At 58.8% G+C, this 21,087-nt stretch carries 20 protein-coding genes and 1 tRNA gene; 13 read left to right on the forward strand and 8 right to left on the reverse strand.

Annotated features, from left to right (window positions below; translation table 11 throughout):
- Positions 1 to 11: 11 nt before the first annotated feature.
- Positions 12 to 905: a DMT family transporter gene (locus tag AC30D9_RS01710; RefSeq protein ID WP_490143281.1), complete on the reverse strand. Its 894-nt coding sequence runs from the start codon at positions 903 to 905 to the stop codon at positions 12 to 14.
- A gap of 136 nt (positions 906 to 1,041) precedes the next feature.
- Between AC30D9_RS01710 and AC30D9_RS01715 the strand changes: the two genes are divergently transcribed.
- Entirely contained in the window at positions 1,042 to 1,479 is a 438-nt protein-coding gene (locus tag AC30D9_RS01715) for an Lrp/AsnC family transcriptional regulator (RefSeq protein WP_134924457.1), read from the forward strand.
- Positions 1,480 to 1,671: 192 nt separating this feature from the next.
- On the opposite strand, the gene AC30D9_RS01720 is transcribed toward AC30D9_RS01715, so the two are convergent.
- Complete coding sequence (locus AC30D9_RS01720) at positions 1,672 to 2,343, reverse strand: Bax inhibitor-1/YccA family protein (RefSeq protein WP_014338124.1); 672 nt, start codon at positions 2,341 to 2,343, stop codon at positions 1,672 to 1,674.
- 124 nt (positions 2,344 to 2,467) lie between these two features.
- Between AC30D9_RS01720 and AC30D9_RS01725 the strand changes: the two genes are divergently transcribed.
- The 3 genes from AC30D9_RS01725 to AC30D9_RS01735 all read left to right on the forward strand — a co-directional run bounded on the left by AC30D9_RS01725 (position 2,468) and on the right by AC30D9_RS01735 (position 5,619).
- Positions 2,468 to 2,555 (forward strand) — tRNA-Ser (locus tag AC30D9_RS01725).
- Between the two features lie 127 nt (positions 2,556 to 2,682).
- Positions 2,683 to 3,543, forward strand: coding sequence for a prohibitin family protein (locus AC30D9_RS01730; RefSeq protein ID WP_109754200.1), 861 nt, complete (start codon positions 2,683 to 2,685; stop codon positions 3,541 to 3,543).
- A 279-nt stretch (positions 3,544 to 3,822) separates the two neighbouring features.
- On the forward strand, positions 3,823 to 5,619 hold the full coding sequence (locus AC30D9_RS01735) for a DAHL domain-containing protein (protein WP_490143282.1): 1,797 nt from the start codon (positions 3,823 to 3,825) through the stop codon (positions 5,617 to 5,619).
- A gap of 75 nt (positions 5,620 to 5,694) precedes the next feature.
- Here the strand turns inward: AC30D9_RS01735 and AC30D9_RS01740 are convergent, their stop codons facing one another.
- Together AC30D9_RS01740 and AC30D9_RS01745 are read right to left on the reverse strand one after the other, a co-directional pair.
- The gene (locus AC30D9_RS01740) at positions 5,695 to 5,886 is read right to left on the reverse strand and encodes a DUF2188 domain-containing protein (protein ID WP_163858505.1); all 192 of its coding nucleotides are present in this window, start codon (positions 5,884 to 5,886) and stop codon (positions 5,695 to 5,697) included.
- Positions 5,887 to 5,998: 112 nt separating this feature from the next.
- Complete coding sequence (locus AC30D9_RS01745; protein ID WP_490143283.1) at positions 5,999 to 6,898, reverse strand: polysaccharide deacetylase family protein; 900 nt, start codon at positions 6,896 to 6,898, stop codon at positions 5,999 to 6,001.
- Between the two features lie 217 nt (positions 6,899 to 7,115).
- Here AC30D9_RS01745 and AC30D9_RS01750 point away from each other — a divergent pair, with 217 nt between their 5' ends.
- The 3 genes from AC30D9_RS01750 to AC30D9_RS01760 all read left to right on the forward strand — a co-directional run bounded on the left by AC30D9_RS01750 (position 7,116) and on the right by AC30D9_RS01760 (position 8,313).
- A complete protein-coding gene (locus tag AC30D9_RS01750; RefSeq protein WP_053125507.1) occupies positions 7,116 to 7,370 on the forward strand; it encodes a DUF6555 family protein in 255 nt (84 codons plus the stop codon).
- Positions 7,371 to 7,534: 164 nt separating this feature from the next.
- On the forward strand, positions 7,535 to 7,765 hold the full coding sequence (locus AC30D9_RS01755) for a hypothetical protein (protein WP_490143284.1): 231 nt from the start codon (positions 7,535 to 7,537) through the stop codon (positions 7,763 to 7,765).
- 122 nt (positions 7,766 to 7,887) lie between these two features.
- Entirely contained in the window at positions 7,888 to 8,313 is a 426-nt protein-coding gene (locus tag AC30D9_RS01760) for a hypothetical protein (protein WP_307572184.1), read from the forward strand.
- 23 nt (positions 8,314 to 8,336) lie between these two features.
- On the opposite strand, the gene AC30D9_RS01765 is transcribed toward AC30D9_RS01760, so the two are convergent.
- Positions 8,337 to 8,564 carry a PLD nuclease N-terminal domain-containing protein gene (locus tag AC30D9_RS01765; protein WP_134924462.1) on the reverse strand — a complete coding sequence of 76 codons (228 nt, stop codon included), beginning with the start codon at positions 8,562 to 8,564 and terminating at the stop codon, positions 8,337 to 8,339.
- 87 nt (positions 8,565 to 8,651) lie between these two features.
- On the reverse strand, positions 8,652 to 8,837 hold the full coding sequence (locus AC30D9_RS01770) for a hypothetical protein (RefSeq protein WP_134924463.1): 186 nt from the start codon (positions 8,835 to 8,837) through the stop codon (positions 8,652 to 8,654).
- Between the two features lie 288 nt (positions 8,838 to 9,125).
- Between AC30D9_RS01770 and AC30D9_RS01775 the strand changes: the two genes are divergently transcribed.
- On the forward strand, positions 9,126 to 9,488 hold the full coding sequence (locus tag AC30D9_RS01775) for an NUDIX hydrolase (protein WP_307572181.1): 363 nt from the start codon (positions 9,126 to 9,128) through the stop codon (positions 9,486 to 9,488).
- 129 nt (positions 9,489 to 9,617) lie between these two features.
- Here the strand turns inward: AC30D9_RS01775 and AC30D9_RS01780 are convergent, their stop codons facing one another.
- A complete protein-coding gene (locus AC30D9_RS01780) occupies positions 9,618 to 10,541 on the reverse strand; it encodes a LysR family transcriptional regulator (protein WP_134924465.1) in 924 nt (307 codons plus the stop codon).
- 94 nt (positions 10,542 to 10,635) lie between these two features.
- On the reverse strand, positions 10,636 to 11,835 hold the full coding sequence (locus tag AC30D9_RS01785; RefSeq protein WP_490143285.1) for an MFS transporter: 1,200 nt from the start codon (positions 11,833 to 11,835) through the stop codon (positions 10,636 to 10,638).
- 295 nt (positions 11,836 to 12,130) lie between these two features.
- Between AC30D9_RS01785 and AC30D9_RS01790 the strand changes: the two genes are divergently transcribed.
- From AC30D9_RS01790 to valS, 5 genes are all read left to right on the forward strand, one after another.
- On the forward strand, positions 12,131 to 13,429 hold the full coding sequence (locus AC30D9_RS01790) for a cytochrome c (RefSeq protein WP_490143286.1): 1,299 nt from the start codon (positions 12,131 to 12,133) through the stop codon (positions 13,427 to 13,429).
- Positions 13,426 to 13,899 (forward strand): (2Fe-2S)-binding protein, encoded by a 474-nt coding sequence (locus AC30D9_RS01795; RefSeq protein WP_134924468.1) that lies wholly within the window; start codon positions 13,426 to 13,428, stop codon positions 13,897 to 13,899. Before AC30D9_RS01790 ends, AC30D9_RS01795 begins: the two co-directional genes overlap by 4 nt.
- Positions 13,896 to 16,130, forward strand: a complete 2,235-nt coding sequence (locus AC30D9_RS01800) for a xanthine dehydrogenase family protein molybdopterin-binding subunit (protein WP_490143287.1) — start codon at positions 13,896 to 13,898, stop codon at positions 16,128 to 16,130. The genes AC30D9_RS01795 and AC30D9_RS01800 overlap by 4 nt, the downstream gene beginning before the upstream one ends.
- 170 nt (positions 16,131 to 16,300) lie before the next feature.
- Positions 16,301 to 17,413: an alkene reductase gene (locus AC30D9_RS01805; protein WP_490143288.1), complete on the forward strand. Its 1,113-nt coding sequence runs from the start codon at positions 16,301 to 16,303 to the stop codon at positions 17,411 to 17,413.
- A 435-nt stretch (positions 17,414 to 17,848) separates the two neighbouring features.
- The gene (gene valS / locus AC30D9_RS01810; protein ID WP_490143289.1) at positions 17,849 to 20,425 is read left to right on the forward strand and encodes a valine--tRNA ligase; all 2,577 of its coding nucleotides are present in this window, start codon (positions 17,849 to 17,851) and stop codon (positions 20,423 to 20,425) included.
- The last annotated feature ends 662 nt before the right edge of the window (positions 20,426 to 21,087 follow it).

Raw genomic sequence — 21,087 nt, forward strand, 5'->3', positions numbered from 1 at the left:
CGAACGGTGCCTCACGACAGGGCTGCGCGGCGCAACTTGATGCCCCAGCCCTGCTGCATGCCTGCGGCCGCCAACAGGATCGCCGCCACGCCCAGCCATTGCAGCGGTTCGAGGCGATGACCGAAGGCGAACCAATCGACGAAGATCGCCGCAATCGGATAGATGAACGACAGCGCGCCGGTAATCGCCGTCGGCAATCGTTGAATCGCGCTGTACAACAACACGTACATCACACCGGTATGCACCATGCCCAGGGTCAGCAGGCTGGCCCACGCCCCGGCATGCTGTGGCAACACTGAGAAGTTCGCCCAAGGTGCCAGGAGCAATACGCCGGTGCTGACCTGGATCAGTGCGATCAGATGCGGCGGCGTGCCGGTCAGGCGTTTGATGATCAACGCTGCGATGGCGTACAGCAACGCTGCGCCCAGCGCCAACGCGATGCCCAGCAGATAGTCACCGCCGCCCTGCCCTTGTTCGCCGTGGGAACTGACGATTGCCAACATTCCGAGGAACGACACCGCCAGCCAGAACAGTTTTTGCGCGGTGATCCTTTCGCCCAGGAACAGAGCCGCCAGCCCGACCAACATGAATGGCTGGACGTTGTACACCGCGGTGCCGATGGCAATCGAGGCGCGGGAATAGGAGGCAAACAGTAATACCCAGTTGCCGACGATCGCCACACCGCTGAGCACCGCCAGCAGAAACGTGGTGCGTGTCAGGATACCTGGACGCAAGAAGCCGAAACCGGCGCAAATCAGCAGCAAAGTGGCGGCGCCAAACACGCAGCGCCAGAACACCACATCCAGTACCGGCAGGCCCGAGACCAGCACGAACCAGCCTATGGTTCCGGAGATCAGCATGGCGGCAGTCATTTCGAGCGAACCGCGACGTAGGGTCTTGTCCATCTTCAGGCTCCTTCAGCAAGTGAGGCACAGTATGCCGAGCCGATGGGGGGCTTCTCCATGGTTTGAAAAAGGCTAAACTGGCTTTTGACCTTTTTTATCAAGGCAACTTCGAGCATTCGCCTAACGGAGCTGAAAAATGACTGACGACATCGACCAGATCCTCATCAGCGCCCTGATGGAAGATTCCCGACGCTCCCTCAAGGCTCTGGCGAACCTGAGTGGCCTGTCCTCTCCCAGCGTCGCCGAGCGCCTTCGCCGGCTCGAAGAACGCGGCGTGCTCAGGAGCTACACCGTCGAGGTGGACCCCAAGTGCTTCGGCTACCAACTCCAGGCCATCGTGCGTATCCGCCCGCTGCCGGGGCAGTTGCAGGAAGTGGAGCGGCAGATCCAGGCCATCGCTGAATTCACCGAATGCGACAAGGTGACCGGCGAAGACTGCTTCATCGCCCGACTGCACGTGCGCTCGATGGAACAGCTCGATACCGTGTTGGACAAGCTCAATGTCCATGCCGAGACCAATACAGCCATCGTCAAGAAGACACCCGTCAAGCGGCGGTTGCCACCGATGGCGTAGGTCTCGCCGGTATTCCCACGTGGGAGCGAGCTTGCTCGCGATGACGACGGCAAGCCCCAAGTCCAGGCAACTGAAAGGTCAGGGACTCCAAAACGAAGCAAAAAAAGGCGCTTTTCCTTTTCAGGAGAAGCGCCGTGTTTCCAAGTGAAGAGCATCACGCCGAAGCGGGCTCTTCACTCATCAGGGATGCAATCAGTCGTCGCGACCCATCAGGCCGAACAGTTGCAGCAGGCTGACGAACAGGTTGTAGATCGATACATACAGGCTGACAGTAGCCATGATGTAGTTACGCTCGCCGCCGTGGATGATAGCGCTGGTCTGGTACAGGATGCAGACCGACGAGAACAGCACGAAGCCGGCGCTGATCGCCAGTTGCAAGCCGCTGATCTGGAAGAAGAAGCTGGCCAGCACTGCCCCCAGCAAGACGAAGAAACCTGCGGTGATGAAACCGCCGAGGAAACTCATGTCCTTGCGGGAAATCAGCACGTAGGCCGACAGGCCACCAAATACCAGTGCGGTCATTGCAAAGGCCGAGCTGACCACTTCGGCGCCGCCCTGCATTTGCAGGTAGCGATTGAGGATCGGGCCGAGCAGGAAGCCCATGAAACCGGTCAGGGCGAAAGCCGACACCAGGCCCCAGGCCGAGTCACGGAGTTTGTTGGTAAGGAAGAAAAGGCCGTAGAAACCGATCAGCACGACGAAGATGTTCGGGTAACCCACCCGCATCTGTTGTGCGACGTAGGCCATCACACCGCTGAAAGCGAGCGTGAGGGCCAGCAGGCCATAAGTGTTGCGCAGGACGCGGCTAACCTCTAGCTGCTCAGCCTGCACGCTGTTGTTCACTGCGTAATCCTGTTCGCGCATGGCGACACTCCTCCGGTTTTGAAACATTCAGTGGCAAGGATCATAACAGACGCTCTGTAACAAGCTACGTAGAGAGTTTGACAGTGTGTTTCATTCGGGTATTATGGCGCCCGCAACGCAATACGGAGGTGTGGCCGAGTGGTTTAAGGCAACGGTCTTGAAAACCGTCGACTGTAACAGGTCCATGAGTTCGAATCCCATCGCCTCCGCCATCTTCTAACGTTAAAGCCCTGATTATTCAGGGCTTTTTCGTGTCTGGCATTCAGAATACCTGCTTCGGTCTTTCAGGATTGACATACCGTCATGGCAAAAACCACCGCTCCACTCAAGGAAAGAAAAGTGACCAGTAAAACCATCGGTTCTCTCGTTGCGGCAATCGTAGGCATCGTCCTGTTGTGCGTCTTCTTTGGCAGTTGGTATACGGTCGATGAAACCGAGCGTGGCGTGCTGCTGCGCAACGGTGCGCTGGTCGGTGTGGTGGAGCCGGGACTGTCGTTCAAGACCCCGTTTATCGAGTCGGTACGCCTGATCAGCGTGCAAAGCCAGGTCACCGCTTATGAGGACCTCCAGGCCTACAGCAAGGACCAACAGTCCGCCCAGCTCAAGGTGTCGGTGTCCTGGCACATCGCGCCGTCCGATGTGGCGAAGGTCTACACCCAGTTCAAGGACCTTGAGGGCATCCGCGACCGGATGATCAGCCGCCAGGTGCCTACCCAGGTGGAAAACGTCTTTGGCAAGTTCAACGCCGTGGCTGCCGTGCAGAACCGTGTCCAACTGGTCAACGATATTTCGACCGCAATCAAGGCGACGATTACCGGACCGGTGATCATCGACAGCGTCCAGGTCGAAAACATCGACTTCAGTGACGCCTATGAAAAAGCCATCGAAGCGCGCATGGCCGCCGAAGTGCAGGTCAAGACCCGCGAGCAGCAACTGGCGACCGAGCAGGTTCAAGCCCAGATTCGTGTCACCCAGGCCCAGGCAGAAGCCGATTCGCAAGTTGCCCAGGCCAAGGCAGACGCCCTGGCCACCGAGTTGCGCGGAAAGGCCGAAGCCGAAGCGATCAAGGCACGCGCCCAGGCCTTGGCCAGCAACCAGAATCTGGTGGAGCTCACCAAGGCCGAGCGCTGGAATGGTGTGTTACCCACCACCGTGCTGCCGAACGGCGCCCTGCCCTTCATTGACATCAAGAACCAGTAACCCCTCACCAGCGCGGCCAGTCCTGGCCGCGCTGGCCCAGCGTCTCGGTCTTTATGGCCATTGACATCGACCTGTCTCGTTAACGCTACACTCACGTCACTGACGACCCCCGACGTTCACCGTTAGCAGGGAGCTCAACGTGTACCCAGGCAAAAGCAAACCCACGCAAACATCGCTACGACGGTTCAACGCTCTGCCCTTCACTTCACGCCCTGACATTTCCTGCCCGCCCGGGCATTCAGCGCCACCCTCGACAGGCGCCCTGAACAGGAGAATCGCGTGACCCACATTATCAAGAAGTACAAATGGCCTGCTTTGCTGGCTGCTGCGCTGATTGTGTTTGCCGCCTTGTTATTCTTTTTGATCAAGTCCTATACGTACGACTCATCGACCTATTTCGAATCCCGTGACTTCATTCGCCAGCTCAAGCAGGCCGATGCCAACTGGAGCGTCAAGATCCTGAGGAAAAAAATCGGCGTCAACAACAACCTGTCGCTGGCACCACCGCCTGAGGCGGGCAGTCGATGGGAGCAGTTGGAGCAGCTCAATAACTCAGGTCCCCTGGCGGTTCTCTGGGCGTCCAGGCGCCAAGGTTATGTGGATGCGGTCAAGAACAAGACCGTACTGGTCGATCAATTCCAGCAACACAACGCCAAGCTGCGCACCGCCCTGGACGCGCTGCCGGTCATCGAAGACGACATTCAAACACTGCTCAAGGAGATGACAGTCAAAAGCCCTGCGGAACGCCTTGCGGTGGCTTCCAATGTGCTTGAGCTGACACTGACGACGCTGGAGTACGCATTGTATGTCACCTCGGACAAAGCCAAGGAGGTGCAGAACCAGCTCAATGAACTGGAACGATACATCAGCCAGTTACCCGCGACCTATCAACCTCCCTTCGTCACCCTGGCGCAGCACGTCAAAGCTGTTATCGAGGAACAACCGATCGTCAATGACCTTCTTGACCGTATCAGTGTGATCCCGGTGGCCCAGGAGCTGGATAGCATCAACGAGCTGTTGAACGAGACGCAGCGCAGGACGGCTGCTGCAGACCGTCAATACCATGTCTACCTGGGTGTGTGCGCCAGCCTCATGGCGTTATTGATGATCTACCTGGCGGTTCGGCTGGTTCGCAGCTACGCCGTCATCAACCAGATCAACCACGAACTGCAATCGTCCAATGAACGGCTCGAGGAGCGCGTGCAAGAACGCACTCGCGAACTGAAAGAGGCTGAACGTGAACTGGTGGACGCCGCACGGATGGCGGGCATGGCCGAGATCGCCACGAACGTGTTGCACAACGTCGGGAATGTGCTCAACAGCGTGAATATTTCCGCGGACCTGGTAACCCGCAAGTTGCGCAGCAGCAAGACACTGGGCCTTGGAAAAGCGGTAAAAATGATGAATGAACATGCCGACGACCTTGGCCAGTTCATCACCGGCGATGAAAAGGGCAAATTGTTGCCCCGTTACTTCAACGAGCTGGTCGACTCCATCGCCGCCGAGCAAACACTGCTTATCGAAGAACTGGCGCAACTGACCAAAAGCATCGACCACATCAAGGAAATCGTCACCACCCAGCAAACCTATGCCGGAGCCGCCAGGTTGATCGAAGCACTGAGCATCAGTGATCTGTTCGAAGATGCGTTACGCATGAACTCGGGTGCGCTGAGCCGGCACCACGTCACCGTCATCAAGGACTATCAGGACGTCCCTATGATCATGGGTGACAAGCACAGGTTGCTGTTGATCCTGATCAACCTCATCAGTAACGCCAAATTCGCGATGTCGCACGTCAGCGATCATCCTCGGGAAATGATCCTGGGAATCCGGGTCGTCGATCAAAAGACGCTGTGCGTCAGCGTCAAGGATCGAGGCGAAGGCATTGCACCCGAGAACCTGGCCCGCATCTTCAACCACGGCTTCACGACCCGCAAGGACGGCCATGGCTTTGGCTTGCACAGCTGCGCCTTGGCAGCGGTTGAAATGAATGGCCACCTCCATGTCCATAGCGACGGCCCTGGACAGGGAGCGCTGTTCACCCTGGAAATTCCGCTGGAACTGGCACCCACCTGACACAGATGGAGGAATTGACTGCGAACCGAACCATACGGCTCGGTTCGCAGCCAACTCCCCTCGCCTTTGACGGCGCTATTTGGCGGTCGTAGCCTGGCGACCGTGTTTTTTCCTGGCCGGCAATGCGGCGGCGTAGGCCAGTGCTTCCTCACGGGAAGCAAAGGAGCCCAATCGGTCGGCCTGAGTGCAGACCCGCCATGGGCCGCTGTTTACGCTGAGCACGTCATACCCGTTGATATGCATTTTGGTCAGCATCGCAGTACTCATTGTCACCTCCTTTCGAGATAAACCAGGGTTACGCCACCTACCTTACACTCAGTTTGCGCAAGGGTGCCAACCGAGCGTCGCAACCTTGAGCCGCGCCGCAGGCCTGAGCCCCTCAATGGGAATCCGAATCCCACAACCAATCCCACAAGCCAGGCAAGTGCACCGGCTCGGTAGTGCTCTTAACCGTGCGCGCCATTGCCGCCCGTTCCAGCGCCTGATGATCATCATAGAAGGGCTTGGCATCGGTCCTCACGCCCGTGGCTCGGGCAGCGTCGAGCAGGATTTGCAGGTATTCCCGGGCATGTCGGGCGGTATATCGGTTGAGGTCATGAAAGGTGACCACTACCGGAATCACCCCATCAACCGCAGGCAACTGCCTGGCGGCGATGCGTTCGCGCACTTCAGAGAGCTGGCGCGTCAGGTTGATTCGCCGTCGTGGGCTGGCGGTGATGCCCCAGACCTTACCATCGTTGGCGCTCAGGTCGGTCAGCAATACGTGCAAGCCATGCTGCTGGTAAGCGGCGAAGGTGCGCCTGTCGTAGCTCCAGAACGGCGGCCTCACCAGGGTGGGCGCGGCCCCTGTGATGGTGGCGATATCGCCCCCGCCCTTGACCAGTGACTGCTCCAGCTCGTCCGGACTCAGGAAACGATGATTGGTGTGCCAGTAAGTCGCCGTGTGGAAGCCCAGGATATGACCTTCGCGCTGTTCACGGTGCATCACCGAGCGTCCGATGTCGCTGTTGCCGGCTCTTAATGCACGGGTCTGGACAAAAAATACCGCCTTGATCCCCGGCTGCACCGGGTTGTGCGCAAGGGCATCGAGCACCTCCAGGCTCGGGTTCCAGAAAGACGAGGCACTGGGCCCGTCATCAAAGGTCAGCAAGAAACGGATCGGGGGTTGTGCCAGCAGGCTTTGCTCGGTTTGTGGGGTCAGTTCGATGGGCGGGCCGATGCATCCCGACACACCGATGGCGAGGACTGCGATAACCAGCGCCCTGGCGATGTTTTTCATGTTTTGCCTTTATCTGATACCGCACTGTCTTGTCTGTTAATCCCTGGCACACGGTGTGAAGCTCACCTTGGAGAAGGTTAACCGGGTTTGGTTCCGGACAGCGAGCAGCGACTTGGCTGCGCGACTACCTGGCGTGATTTTTGACCGTCTGGATAATTCGATGGAATTTTCCGCACGCCTCCGTATCCATCCGTATAGAACTAATTAGGGAGGATTTATGGGCGGGCCATCGCTTTACATCATCGACTACATGCTCCATGGCGAGCCGAAGTCATTCATCATTCGCGCCGAAGTGATGAATAACTCCGAAGCTTGGCATTGGGCCAGTTGCGACGCGGGGGTCGGGCGCATTCCGAAATTCGGACGGGAAAAGGTCAAGCGGGTTTCAAAACCCCTTGCTGAAAAATACGGTATTACCGACGTGCGCTGGCGAGCGAGCGTCGCGCCGTCCTGGGTCAAGGAGTCCGGCTGATTTAAATAACCCTGTTTCCGGTGCACCGGTTGTCCAGCCGGGCGCCGGATTCTTCGACAGAACCGACATAACTCAACTACGCTTTAAGCGATAGCATGACCCGCCCCTGGCGGGTTTTGTGCTGCCTCATCAACGCTCAATGCAACCCTGAATGGAGGTGTGACATGTCCGAAAAAGAGTCCATCACCACCCTGCTCACCTTGCTGGAATCGCGTCAGGCCAGGCTTACGGCAGCCTGCAAGGAAATCGCCGATTGGGTCGACCACCAAGGCGGGCATCCCACTGCGGTGCGCATCCGTGACCGGCTCAACGACATCGAGAAAGACGCCCCATCGATCCAAAACGCACTGACGTCGCTGAAGCCCGCTGAACGCCCTCTGCCCAAGTTCCGCTGACGCACCGCGCCCGACATGTGCCCCCTTGAGTTCTACCGGTTGGAAAACCGATGGAACACGGGCTTTTTTTGCACCTCGAAATCGATAGGCACCGGTGCAAAAGCCACAAAGGGAGAAACCTCATGATTGCCAGATTCCTGCTGTTGATTGCATGTGCAAGCCCCGCCGCCGTGATGGCTCAAGGCTGCGACGTCATCACTCGATCCCAGAGCGAGGCCGTTCCAGTGATCGAAAGTCACAGCTGTTACGAGTACAAAGGCATGCCCGCCGAAACCCTCGATTGGTCCTGCAGCAATGAAAACAAGGGAACGCTCACGACCCAAAAGCGTAAGGTCGAGCGTTGTGCAGACGGATATGTAGCGACGTGCCAGGCGAGGCTGACCCAGGAAGCGTTGGCCAACCCCCACTCAACCAGCAAGGACAAGCACGGTGGGTCGGCCAATCTTCCCGATAATGCCAAGGTGACGTGGTACTACTACGGTATCGAACAGTTGCAACAAGCCCAGGAAGACTGCGAAAGCACCGGCGGTAATTGGATAAACCAATGAAAAGATGGCTCGCAGAGCCGCTGCTAGCCCTTGCTGTGCTCCGGCGATGACGGCCCTTCCTTGATCCCGCGCGGCCCAGCTACGCCCCAGATGACCAGGCCCACAACCGGCAGAATGATCAGCAACAGGGCCCAGCCAGCCTTGGTGCCAGCCGACTTGTCGCTTCGAAAGACGCTGACGATCGCCCATAAATCGACGAGGAGCAAAAGCACCGCGACGGCGATCCAAAAATAACTGGCTAATTCAGACATGGCCCAATCCTCTTGTCGGTTTAAGGATTAGGCACAGCCGTTGAGACGCCGTTCAAAGAATTTTCACCCTCGCTGCACTCAGGGCGTCTATCCCCGCTCATTCAAATAAGCGACCCATTGCTCATAGGCTTCATGTTGACGCCTGACCGCCTCATCCCAGGTCGATCCGCTCATTTGATGGATACATATGAGCTTCATCATTTCCGAGGTCGCCGCATCGAGCTCCACCAGGAGCTCATGGGATTTGATCTTGAAGTCTTCAACGGTGGTCATATCTCGCTTCCTTCCCCTGGAGGGGCCGGCCAATGCACCCAACATGGATTCATTTTTTTGAAGCTGATTCATTTGAGGCGATAACCGGTCGAAAGCCTAGTGCTGGTGGTCGGACAGATGGGATAGGGCGATGACTGCCTCAAATAAGCTCGGTCTTTCTCGCGCCGTCGCGGTCGTACTGGATAAGACATTGAAAAAAATCGACAGATTGAGCAAAGCCAATTGATGTCAGGCTCAAATATTGCAGTTATATTTCAATTTAATGACAGTCACTGATTGAGCACGGCCATGAAAATTCGAGCGACCGTCATTTGCGAGGAAGATCGCCACGTTCTGCTGGTTCGCAAAGCCAACAGCCGCTGGACACTGCCGGGAGGCACCGTCGAGCGCGGAGAAACCCATGCCGAGGCTGCACTCAGGGAGCTGGCGGAAGAAACCGGGCTAAGCGCCGACCATCTGCTGTACCTGATGCGAATTTGCGACGGCGGGACCGAACACCATGTATTCGAAGCGTCGGTCGGTAACTCAAGGGCAGCCAGGCCACAGAATGAAATCAGCGATTGCCTTTGGCACCCACTGGAGGCCATTGCGCAATTGCAGATGAAAAAAGGCACCCGGGAAATTCTCGAGGCGTTTCGACGGCGGTTGTAACTCACTTTCCGTGATAGACGCCGTGGCGACGCCAGGAAACCAATCAAGTCAGCAACCTCCCAAGGCTTCGCCGGGCGGCCAAGTGGGGGATGCCCCCCGGTCGACTGCCGATACGTTAGCTGGAAACGGCTACTCGGTTTGCGTACTACAGGGATTGAGACTGAGGATTTCCTTGAGAAAATCGATAAATACATTGATCCGGCTGGACCCACGGTGATTGGGTAAGTACAACGCGTTGATGCAAGTGCTGGCACTGCCGGGATTGACCTCGTAATGCTCAAGTAACCGGGTCAGCCGGCCGGCTGCCACATCATCGCGCACCAGCCAGTCAGCCAGCAACGTCACCCCGCCTCCGCCGATGGCAGCTTCGCGCAGGATGTCGGCATTGTTGCTTTGCAGGCGCCCGTGGACGTTGAGCTGAATGGGCGCTTCTTCATTTTGAAAGGTCCAGTGCTGGTGTGTGCCCCCGTAGTCGAAACGCAGGCATTGATGCTCAAGCAAATCCTGTGGGTGACACAGCGCCGCACTCCGGCCCAGATAATCCGGACTGGCCACCACCCACCGCTCGAAATGTCCCACGCGTTTGCTGACAATGTCTTCACTGACCACGGACGATCCCAACCGAACCGAAACATCGATCTGCTCGCTGAGCAGGTCACTGACCTGATCGTTCAGCGACAGACTGATCTCAAGACCCGGATGCCGCTCGAGCAAGCGACTCAGGTGCGGCGCGATAAGACGCCGACCGAACTCCACCGGCACGCTGATGCGCAGGCGGCCCTGCGCTTCGCTGCCACGATCGGCGACTACGGCATCGGCTTCATCGATAGCCTCGAGAATTGCCACGGCTTTTTCGAAATAGGTCTGGCCGGCAGCGGTCACGCTGGTGTTGCGCGTGGTGCGATTGAGCAGGCTCGCGCCAAGCTCGTGTTCCAGCCCAGCCACTTGCCGTGTCACTGACGACGTTGAAATCCCGAGTTTGCGCGCTGCCGAGGAATAGCCCCCGCAGCGCACGGTTTCAACAAACATCTTCAGTGCCAGCAACTTGTCCATAAGCGGGGTCCGGTCGAAAGGGAACGCGGATGATTGTGCATCACTGTTCGCCCGTCGTCTTGTACCGCCGTGCTTGAACGCACCCGCCGGTTTTTCAGACATCGGCCTTGCGGCTCAGGAACAGCCCGAGCGCGAGCGCTGGCAGTACCGCCACCGCGACGGCGGACAGGTTCCAGCCGAAATGCTCGTACAGCGGGCTCGCGACCAGAGATCCCACCGCGCCGCCGACGAAAATGCTGGTCATGTACACAGCGTTGAGGCGCGCACGGCTGTGTGGATCGAGGGCGTACACCTCACGCTGGCCGAGCACCATGTTCAATTGCACAGCGAAATCCAGCAGCACCGCACACACCACCAGCCAGATATAGCCACTGCCCGGTAGCGCGGCGATCAACAGCGACACCGGCGCCAGCAACAACGCGACCAACGTGCCACGGCGACCATGCCCGGCATCGGCCAGACGCCCCGCAATCGGCGCCGCAATGGCACCCACCGCACCGACCAAAGCGAAGATCGCCACTTGTGACTGAGTGAAGCCGTGGTGACGCATCAGTTCAATCGGTGCGAGGGTCCAGAACAGGCTGAAACTGGCAAACAGCAGCCCTTGATACAGCGAGCGCTGACGCAACACCGGATAACGCCGGGCCAAGGCAAACACCGAACCGATCAACGCTGCATATGTGGCTTTATGAGTTGGCAGCCGACGCGGCAGTGCCAACGCTGTAATCAGAGCGATGACCGCCATCAGGGCCGCAGCGCTGTAAAACACCCCGCGCCAGCCGAACACTTCGACCAACAGGCTCGACAGTGGCCGCGACAACAGAATTCCCAACAGCAGACCGCTCATGATATTGCCGACGACGCGGCCACGGCTGGCCTCGGGCGCCAGGTGCGCCGCCAGTGGCACAAGGATCTGCACGGCCACCGACGTCAGGCCGATCAGCAAAGACAGCACCAGGAACATCGACGGCGAATGGGTCAGGCCGGCGCACAACAACGTGACACTCGCCGCGAGGGTGAAGCCGACCACCAGACGGCGGTTTTCCATCAGGTCGGCCAGCGGCACCAGCAGCAACAGGCCCAGCGCGTAGCCAAACTGCGTAAGCGAAACGATCAGGCTGGCATTGGTGCTGGACAGCCCGATCTGCGGTGCAATCAGCTCAACGATCGGCTGAGCGTAATAGAGATTGGCCACGACCGCACCACAGCAGAACGCCAGGAACGCGACCATCAGGCCGGAAAGTGACGCCGACTGTTCGGCGTTGGTCGCAACGGCCGGGTTGCCCGTGAGCATGATGACACCTCGTTAAGTTCAAGAAAGTGGTGCCAAGGCTACGGCCATGTGTCGATGCGCAGAATCCATGTGGCAGGCAACGCAGTGATGCGTCCCGCGCAACGTCGCAGGCATTGCTTCTGGCGCAACACGCTGTTGCGTGCGCCGCTAATTCTCCAGCGCTGGTGGTTTCTCTACGCTTTGGCCCTTGGCGCAGTCGTCCAGGTCGGCGCCCTTCCCCGGCCGTCACAAGGAGCGTTTTCATGACCCGTATCCCATCCGTTCTGCCATTGCCTGCCGCGTTTTTCTCCGTCCCATGAACAGCCACTTCCTGAAATCCAAAACGCTATGGATCTGCGTGGCGCTGGTCGCCGTGCTCGGCCTGATCGGCGCCGTTTTGCTGATGTGGCGCCCGCCGATTGCGCCCATCGAACGCCCGACGACATTCGATGCCGCGCAGTTGCAACGAGGGGCGCGGGTGGTCGAGGCAGGCGATTGTGCGGTCTGCCATACCCGCCCCGGCGGTGAGTATCTGGCCGGTGGGCTGCCACTGGTGACGCCGTTTGGCACCCTGTTCAGCACCAACATCACCCCGGATGCGCAGACCGGTATCGGTCTATGGTCAATGCCGGCGTTCGAACGGGCGATGCGTCAGGGCATTGCTCGCGATGGCCACTTCCTCTATCCGGCGTTCCCCTACGTGCACTACCGGCGCATGAGCGAAGCAGACATCGCCGACGCCTATGCCTACTTGATGAGTGGCCCCGCCGTGCACGCACCGGCCAAGCAAAACCGGATGAATTTTCCGATGAACATTCGCCCGCTGGTGTCGTTCTGGAACTTGCTGTACCTGCACGGTGAGCCACCGACGCCGGTAGCACAGCGCAACGATGCGTGGAATCGCGGGCGTTATCTGGTCGACGGTCCGGGCCATTGCGCCGGCTGTCATTCGCCGTTGAACCTGATCGGCGCGGAAAAATCATCGGAATATTTGCAGGGCGGCAGCGTTGACGGCTGGCAAGCGCCAGCGCTGGTCGGTCTGGGCCAACGCGACAACCCGTGGAGTCGCGAGCAACTGGTTGGCTATCTGCGCGCAGACATAGTCGATGGCCACGGTACGCCCGCCGGCCCGATGCGTCCGGTCAGCCTGAGTCTGGCACGCTTGCCAGCCAGTGAAGCCGAAGCGATTGCCGAATTCCTGCTCAGCCTGGAGAGTCCGCACACAGTGACGCAGACGCCGTCGAAGACGCCCGCCAGTGAACCGGCAGACCATGCGACCGGCGCCCTGCTCTTCAGCGGCGCCTGCGCCGGGTGCCATGGCCCGGCGGCGCCGATGCGCGTAATCGATGGGCGCCCGGGACTGCAAAGCACCTCGGCGCTGCAAGCGGCCAGTCCACGCAACTTCCTCAAAACCGTGCTCGAAGGCTTGCCCGCCACGCCCGGATCGCCCGGATCGCCCGGATCGCCCGGCCCGATGATGCCAGCCTTCGCCGCCAGCCTAGACAACGCGCAACTCGGCGCACTCGCCGCGTATCTGCGCCAGCAAGCCAGACCCGATCAGCCCTGGGCCGAACTCTCTTCCACCATCGAAGCGTTACGTCAGGAGACGAAATGAGCCAGATCACTCTCAACGTCAACGGAGCCGTCCAACCGCTTGAGCTGGAGCCGGACATGCCGCTGCTGTATGCGCTGCGCAATCATTTGAACCTCAACGGCGCCAAGTACGGTTGCGGTCTCGGTCAGTGCGGCGCCTGTACGGTGATCGTCGATGATCAGCCGGTGTTCGCCTGCCTGACGCCCTGCGCCGGCCTCGATGGGAAAAAAATCCGCACCGTGGAAAGCCTCGGCAGCGCGGAAAAACCTGGCCCTCTGCAAGCGGCGTTCATCGAGAAACAGGCCGCGCAATGCGGCTACTGCATTGCGGGCATGCTGATGCGCGCGCAAGCATTGCTTGAACGCAATCGACACCCGGACGAGACCACCATTCGCGAACACATGGCCGGCAACCTGTGCCGCTGCGGTACGCACTTGCGGATCATCGAGGCGATCAAACAGGTGGCCGGGCAAAACGGGAGCCTGACATGAGTGACTCGAATGGTTTGAACCCGAGTCGGCGCGCCTTCCTGCGCGGCGGTGCGTTGCTGATGGCGTTCACCCTGATGCCGGTGGCGCGGCGTGTTTTGGCTGATACGGAAGTCGATACGCTCGGCACCGTGGTACTCGCCCCCGACCTCCCCGGAAGCCTGCGCACCAACCCCTATCTCGACGCCTGGATCCGCATTGGCGCCGACGGCATTACCGTCTACACCGGTAAGGTCGAATTGGGCACCGGGGTGAAAACCGCACTGCTGCAAATTGCCGCCGAGCGTTTGCAGGTGCCGGCAACATCTATCGACTTGCTCACCGCCGACACTGCGCTGACGCCCAACGAAGGCTACACCGCCGGCAGCCACAGCATTTTCGACAGCGGTACCGCGTTGTATAACGCTGCCGCGCAGGTGCGAGAAATGCTTGTCGATGCCGCCGCGCGCAGTTGGCATGTCGATGGGGCGCTGCTGAGCACCCGCAACGGTACGATCGAAGGCCCAGCCGGTCAGCGGATGAGTTACGCCGAGGCGGTCAAGCATGTCGATGTGCACCAATACGCCAAGGCTCAGTCACCGGCGATGGACACCGCCGACTTCAAACTGATCGGGCATTCGTTGCCGCGCCTCGACATCCCGGCGAAAGTCAGCGGCGGCGCGGCATTCGTCCAGGACATGCGCCTGCCGGGCATGCTGCATGCGCGGGTGATCCGCCCTCCACGTCCGGGCTGCGTGCTGCAAGCATTCGATGAAGCGTCCATCGAGGCGCTAGCTGGCGTGGTCAAGGTGATCCGCGACGGAAACTATCTGGCGGTGGTCGCCCGCGACGAGTGGCAAGCGATCAAAGCCATGCGCAGTGCCAGCGAAGTTGCGCAATGGAGCGACGGCGAGGCGATTCCAGATGAGGCGCAGATTCATGGCCTGCTCAAACGCCTGCCCTCGCGGCGCTATCCGATCAGCAACAACGGCACGCCAAGCGGCGAGGCCGGTACGCGCTTCCAGGCGCGGGTAACCAAGCAATATCTGATGCATGGCTCGATAGGCCCGTCCTGTGCGGTGGCCTGGTTCAAGGACGGCGCTCTCACCGTCTGGACCCACACCCAAGGCGTTTACCCGCTGCGCGCCGGCATTGCCGAAATGCTGCGCCTGCCCCCTGCGCGGGTGCGCTGTATCCATACCGAGGGCTCAGGGTGTTACGGGCACAACGGTGCCGATGATGCCGCCGCCGATGCGGCATTGCTTGCCATGCGCGTGCCCGGTACGCCGGTGCGCGTGCAATGGATGCGCGAACAGGAAAATCTTTGGGAGCCCTATAGCTCGGCGATGGTCACTGAAGTCGACGTCGGCCTCACGCAGGGCCGCTTGCAGGACTGGGCCTACGAGTTATGGACCACTCCGCACAACGAACGCATCGTCAACGCCGGACGCCTGTTGCCGGCCCGCCTGCTGGCGCAGCCCTACACCTCGGCACCGTCGGTGCCGATCGCCCAGCCCGAAGGGGATGGTGATCGCAACGCAGTGCCGCTGTACGACCTGAACTCGACGCGCATCAACATGAACTTCGTCACCGAAATGCCCTTTCGCACCTCGGCCATGCGTTCGCTCGGTGCGCATATCAATATATTCGCCATCGAGGCGAGTATCGACGAGTTGGCGATCAAGGCCGGAATCGACCCGGTCGCTTTGCGTCTGACCCATCTGAGCGACCCACGTGCTCGCGCGGTCGTGGAGCGTGTGCGTGATGCTATCGGCTGGCCGCAAAAAAGCAGCGAGCCCGGCGCAGGCATCGGTTTCGCCTTTGCCCGCTATAAAAACATCATGGGTTACTGCGCCATCGCGGTGAAGCTGCGGGTGCATCCGCAGAACGGCGAGATCCGCATCGATCATGTGGTCACGGCGGTGGACGTCGGCCAGATCGTCAGTCCCGATGGCCTGCGCAATCAGATCGAGGGCGCAATCGTGCAGTCTGCCAGCTGGACCCTGTACGAAAAAGTCGCTTACGACGCGGGGGGCATTCGCAGCTACGACTGGAGCGGTTATCCGATTCTGCGTTTCACCCAACTGCCGAAACAAGTCGATGTGCATTTGCTCGACCAGCCCGGACAACCCTTTCTCGGTGCCGCTGAAATCGCGCAGGGCCCGATGGCCGCCGCCCTTGGCAATGCCGTCGCCAACGCGACCGGGCGCCGCTGGCTGAACCTGCCGCTGACCCGCTCGACACAACCCGCCTGAGCCACGCCCGTGTTCATCGGTGATGAGCACGGGCGCCATTGCGTCATGCGCAAAACAGCGTGGCGCCGGTCATGGATTATCACCCTCGCGGCCGCCGGTTAATTTACCTGCACTGCTTCGCAGCCCTGCTGCCGCATTTGAATCCCATTTATTGAAATCTGGAGCTACCCATGACCCGTCGTCTGTTCCAACCCATCGCACTTGGTCCTTACACCCTTGCCCATCGCGTCGCCATGGCGCCATTGACTCGCTCACGCGCCGGCCAACCGGGCGATGTGCCGACGGCCATGAACGCCGAGTACTACCGCCAACGTGCCAGCGCGGCACTGATCATCACCGAAGCCACACAAATCTCTCGCCAGGCTCAGGGTTACGCGTGGACGCCGGGCATCTACACCCCCGAACAGGTCCAAGGGTGGCGAGAAGTCAGCACCGCGGTGCATGAGGCTGGCGGGTTAATCTTCATGCAACTGTGGCACGTCGGTCGTGTTTCACATCCCAGCTTTCAACCCGACGCCGGCCTGCCCGTAGCACCTAGCGCTCTGCCGGTGCCCGGCAAGACTTTTATCGTCGATGAAAACGGCAACGGCGTCTGGGGTGATGTACCCGTGCCGCGCGCTCTGGAAACGGCGGAAATCGCAGACATCGTCGAGGACTACCGCCTGGCCGCGCGCAACGCGCTGAATGCGGGCATGGACGGCGTGGAAATTCATGCCGGTAATGGCTACCTGCTCGACCAGTTTCTCAACAGCAACAGCAACCAGCGTGACGATGCCTATGGCGGCAGCGTGGAGAATCGCGCGCGTTTTCTGCTGGAAGTGGTTGCGGCAGTTGCTGAAGAAGTCGGTGCCGAGCGCGTTGGCGTACGCCTGACGCCGATGGGGCGCTTCATGGGCATGGGCGATGACACCCCAGAGGCGACGTTCGGCCACCTTGTCGAAGCGCTCAACCAATGGCATCTGGCGTACCTCCACTTGGTCGAGCCAGCGATGGTCGGCACAGTCAAGGACGAACATTTCGACCCGCGCTGGGACGCGATCATCGCCCAACTGCGCCACACCTGGAACGGTGTGTTGATACTGGCGGGCGGATATGACGCCGACTCCGCCGAACAAGCGCTGACCTCGGGCCGCGCTGACATCATTGCATTCGGCAGACCATTCCTGGCAAACCCTGATCTGCCGCGTCGGCTTCATGATGGCCTGACGCTCAATACGGCGGACCCGAGCAGTTTTTTCGGGGGCGATCAGCATGGCTACATTGACTATCCATTTCATGCCTGACAAGGACATGCCGGTACGGGCTTAGTAACTTTTAAGGCTTGCTTAAGGTCTTTAAATCTCGGCGGCAGACAGAACTTTCTAACGACCTGAAGAGCCGCCGTGAACTCGCAATCACTGAAGTCAGACCATCCCAGCGCGAAGCTCGGGAGCAGTAGGGACATACAACCGTTTGGATGACACGGCAGAACATTCAAATGCGAAAGGGTTTGAAGGTAAACCTCTGAAGTGACGTTCTGGCGCGACTGCCAACACAGCGTGCAAGTGATATCGCCGAACTGCTACCGCATAAATGGACCCCGCAGGTGATTTAAATCTGAATGCATCCTCTTGGACAAGCGGCCAGTTGCGCCGAACTACGATGGGTAAGTATTGATTAAGGGGGTTTACTTTTCGAAGGCGATTTAATATATATCTCACCTCGGCGTATACCCACTGTTGCGCCCTTTGATATTAACAGGAGGATGCTATGTCACCGTTAAACGTGATGAAGTTCTAAACGATCAAACCTTCACCCCCTCGCTCGAAAACCTTGAAACACGCTGGTCTCAGCGTTGGCAACTCGAAGGTACGTATGCCTTTGACCGCACGGCCCAACGTGATGCTGTGTTCTCCATCGATACACCCCCACCTACCGCCTCAGGCTCGTTGCATGTCGGTCATGTCTTCAGCTATACCCACACAGATATCATCGCTCGATTCCAGCGCATGCGAGGCAAGGCTGTGTTCTACCCCATGGGATGGGACGACAACGGCTTGCCTACCGAACGCAGGGTCGAGAACTTCTATGGCGTAAGGTGCGACTCGCTTGCAGCGTATCAGGCTGATTTTAAACCGCCTGAGCCCATTCCATTAAAACGAGCTGATTTTGCTGTCATTAGCAGGCGCAACTTTATCGAGTTGTGCCATGAACTGACGGCCATTGATGAGCAAGCTTTCCGTGCACTGTTCGTGCAACTGGGCTTGTCGGTTGATTGGAGCCTTTCGTACGCCACCATTGATGAACGCTCCCAACGTGCCAGTCAGCGCGCGTTACTTCGCAACTATCAACGCGGCGAGCTTTATAGCCAGCAAGCCCCATGTCTGTGGGATGTGACCTTCCAGACGGCCGTGGCTCAGGCAGAGCTTGAGGAGCGCGAGGTCGCTGGCGCGTATCACGAACTCAGCTTTGAAGCGGCTGATGGTGCCACATTGAGGGTTGCTACAACTCGGCCTGAGCTGCTGATGGCATGCGTGGCGCTGGTGGCTCACCCGGACGACGTTCGTTATCAGCCGCGGTTTGGGCAATTCGTACGCTCGCCGATTTTTGACTTGGACGTACCGCTGTTAGCACACTCTTTGGGTGATCCTGACAAGGGTACCGGGTTGGCGATGGTCTGCACCTTCGGCGATCTTACCGATGTAATTTGGTGGCGAGAGTTGCAGTTGCCCACTCGGTCAATACTGGGAAAAGATGGGCGCCTGTTGCTTGAGACGCCCTCCTGGTTGACGACACCGCGCAGCCAACAGGCCTATGCAGGCTTGGCCGGTCGTAATTTGTCCCAGGTTCGTACGCAACTCGTATCGATGTTGCGCGACTGTGGCGCTATGCGAGATGAACCACGACCAATTCAACACGCGGTAAAGTTTTTCGAGAAGGGTGACCGACCTTTGGAGATTCTCGCCACTCGGCAGTGGTACTTGCGTAATGGCGGACGCGATACGAGCCTGCGGGACTCGTTACTTACCTCTGGCCGGGCGCTGAACTGGCATCCGCCGCATATGCTCAGGCGTTACGAGCATTGGGTCGGTGGTTTGAATGGTGATTGGTTAATCAGTCGTCAGCGCATGTTCGGCGTGCCGATTCCGTTCTGGTACAGCCTGAACGCACAAGGCGAAGCGGACTACAGCGCTCCGATTATTGCCTACGAGGAAAGCTTGCCAGTTGATCCGAGTCTAGACACCCCGCCCGGCTATAGGCCCGAGCAACGAGGTCAACCGAATGGTTTTATCGGCGAACAAGACATCATGGATACCTGGGCCACCAGTTCCCTGACGCCTCAGATCGCCGGAGGCTGGGGAGATGACGACGAGCTGTTCGCGAAAATATACCCTATGGATCTCAGGCCCCAAGGTCACGACATAATCCGTACCTGGCTATTCTCGACACTGGTACGCAGCCATTTTGAAGAGGGTTGTGTGCCATGGCGCAATGTCGCGCTCTCCGGGTGGATCCTTGATCCCGACCGCAAGAAAATGTCCAAGTCCAAGGGGAACGTGGTAACGCCTCTAGCCTTGCTCGACCAGTATGGAAGCGACGGTGTGCGCTACTGGGCCGCTTCAGCGCGGCTCGGTAGTGATACAGCCTTTGAAGAGCAGCAGATGAAGATCGGCCGCCGTTTGGCCGTCAAGCTGTTCAATCTATCAAGGTTGGTTCAAGGCTTTGAGAGGGATGACAACGGGGATATCGACCAACCGTTGGATCAGGCCATGCTTAAACGCTTGGAGGGCGTAGTCCAGGACGCTACCCTCGCGCTGGAGGCGTACGACTATAGCGTGGCGTTGTCGCGTATCGAAGGGTTCTTCTGGTGGTTTTGCGATGATTACGTCGAATTGGTCAAGCGTCGTGCCTATCGACCGGAAGGCCATTCGGCCCGTAATGCTTTGGCAGATGCACTGAGCGTGCAGCAGCGACTGTTTGCGCCATTTCTGCCATTTGTGTGTGAGGAAGTCTGGCAATCCTGGAATTGCGGCTCAGTGCACAATGCGTCTTGGCCGCAAGGGGATGCTTCTACTGACGCGTCTATTGAAAGCTTATTGGTGAGCGTTAGTGCCGTGCTATCTGCGATTCGCAAAGCAAAATCTGACGCCCGCCTATCCATGAAGGCTTCGGTAGCACGCGTTGAGCTGGTAGACAGGGCTGCGCAACTGGAGATGATAAAAGGCGTTCGCCAGGACTTGATCGAAGCAGGTCAGGTTGAGACTTTGGTTTTTATAGAGGGAACTGAGCAGCAGGTTGGTGTATGGCTGGAGTGACGGAGACTTAAGGGCAAGTCAATTCGCGGGGCGATCAAGGAGATCGCTTCGCGAGCACGTCTATAGTCGTCCATCAAACACTTGGTCCATATGCCAGATAGAAAATATGGCGTAGTGGTTTGAGCTGCAACCAGATCACATTCCATGTCGCTGAGAAATCGAAAGACCATCATAGATAGAGGCGAGCATTGGCGTAGCTGCTTTCTCCGTAGAAATACTGGTCTACGGCGAAAGAGCTATCGAGATCCGTCTGTTTCTAACCCCCCTCCTCTGGATTTGACCGGTCGAGAAGGTAACTCTCGGCTGAAGAGGGCTTGCGACGGCGGAAAATCCGTATGCCAGGCGATCGTAGTGGTGCTCTAACAATTTCAATCGGTAACCAGGTGAGGGTTATCGGGGAAAGAGCCACTGCGGTAGCGAACGCATTCAACCCCTCTTCGCAGATAACGTCAGAAGGGAATTGGCTTTCTTCGCCATTGAAAGTACACACGGTCCGCTCATCAAAGGACTTTGAGTAGGGCCCTCTACCCTCCTCATTTGCGCAGGCCTGTTCGATAACCTCACTGCTAGCTAAAACGTCTCGATCGGGAAAGTTGAAGTCCGCAATATCCAGACCACTGGCTCGCGTACCTGGCACTGATCGACCTGGTCTGCTCGGGATG

The organism is Pseudomonas sp. DF11 (assembly GCF_058148565.1).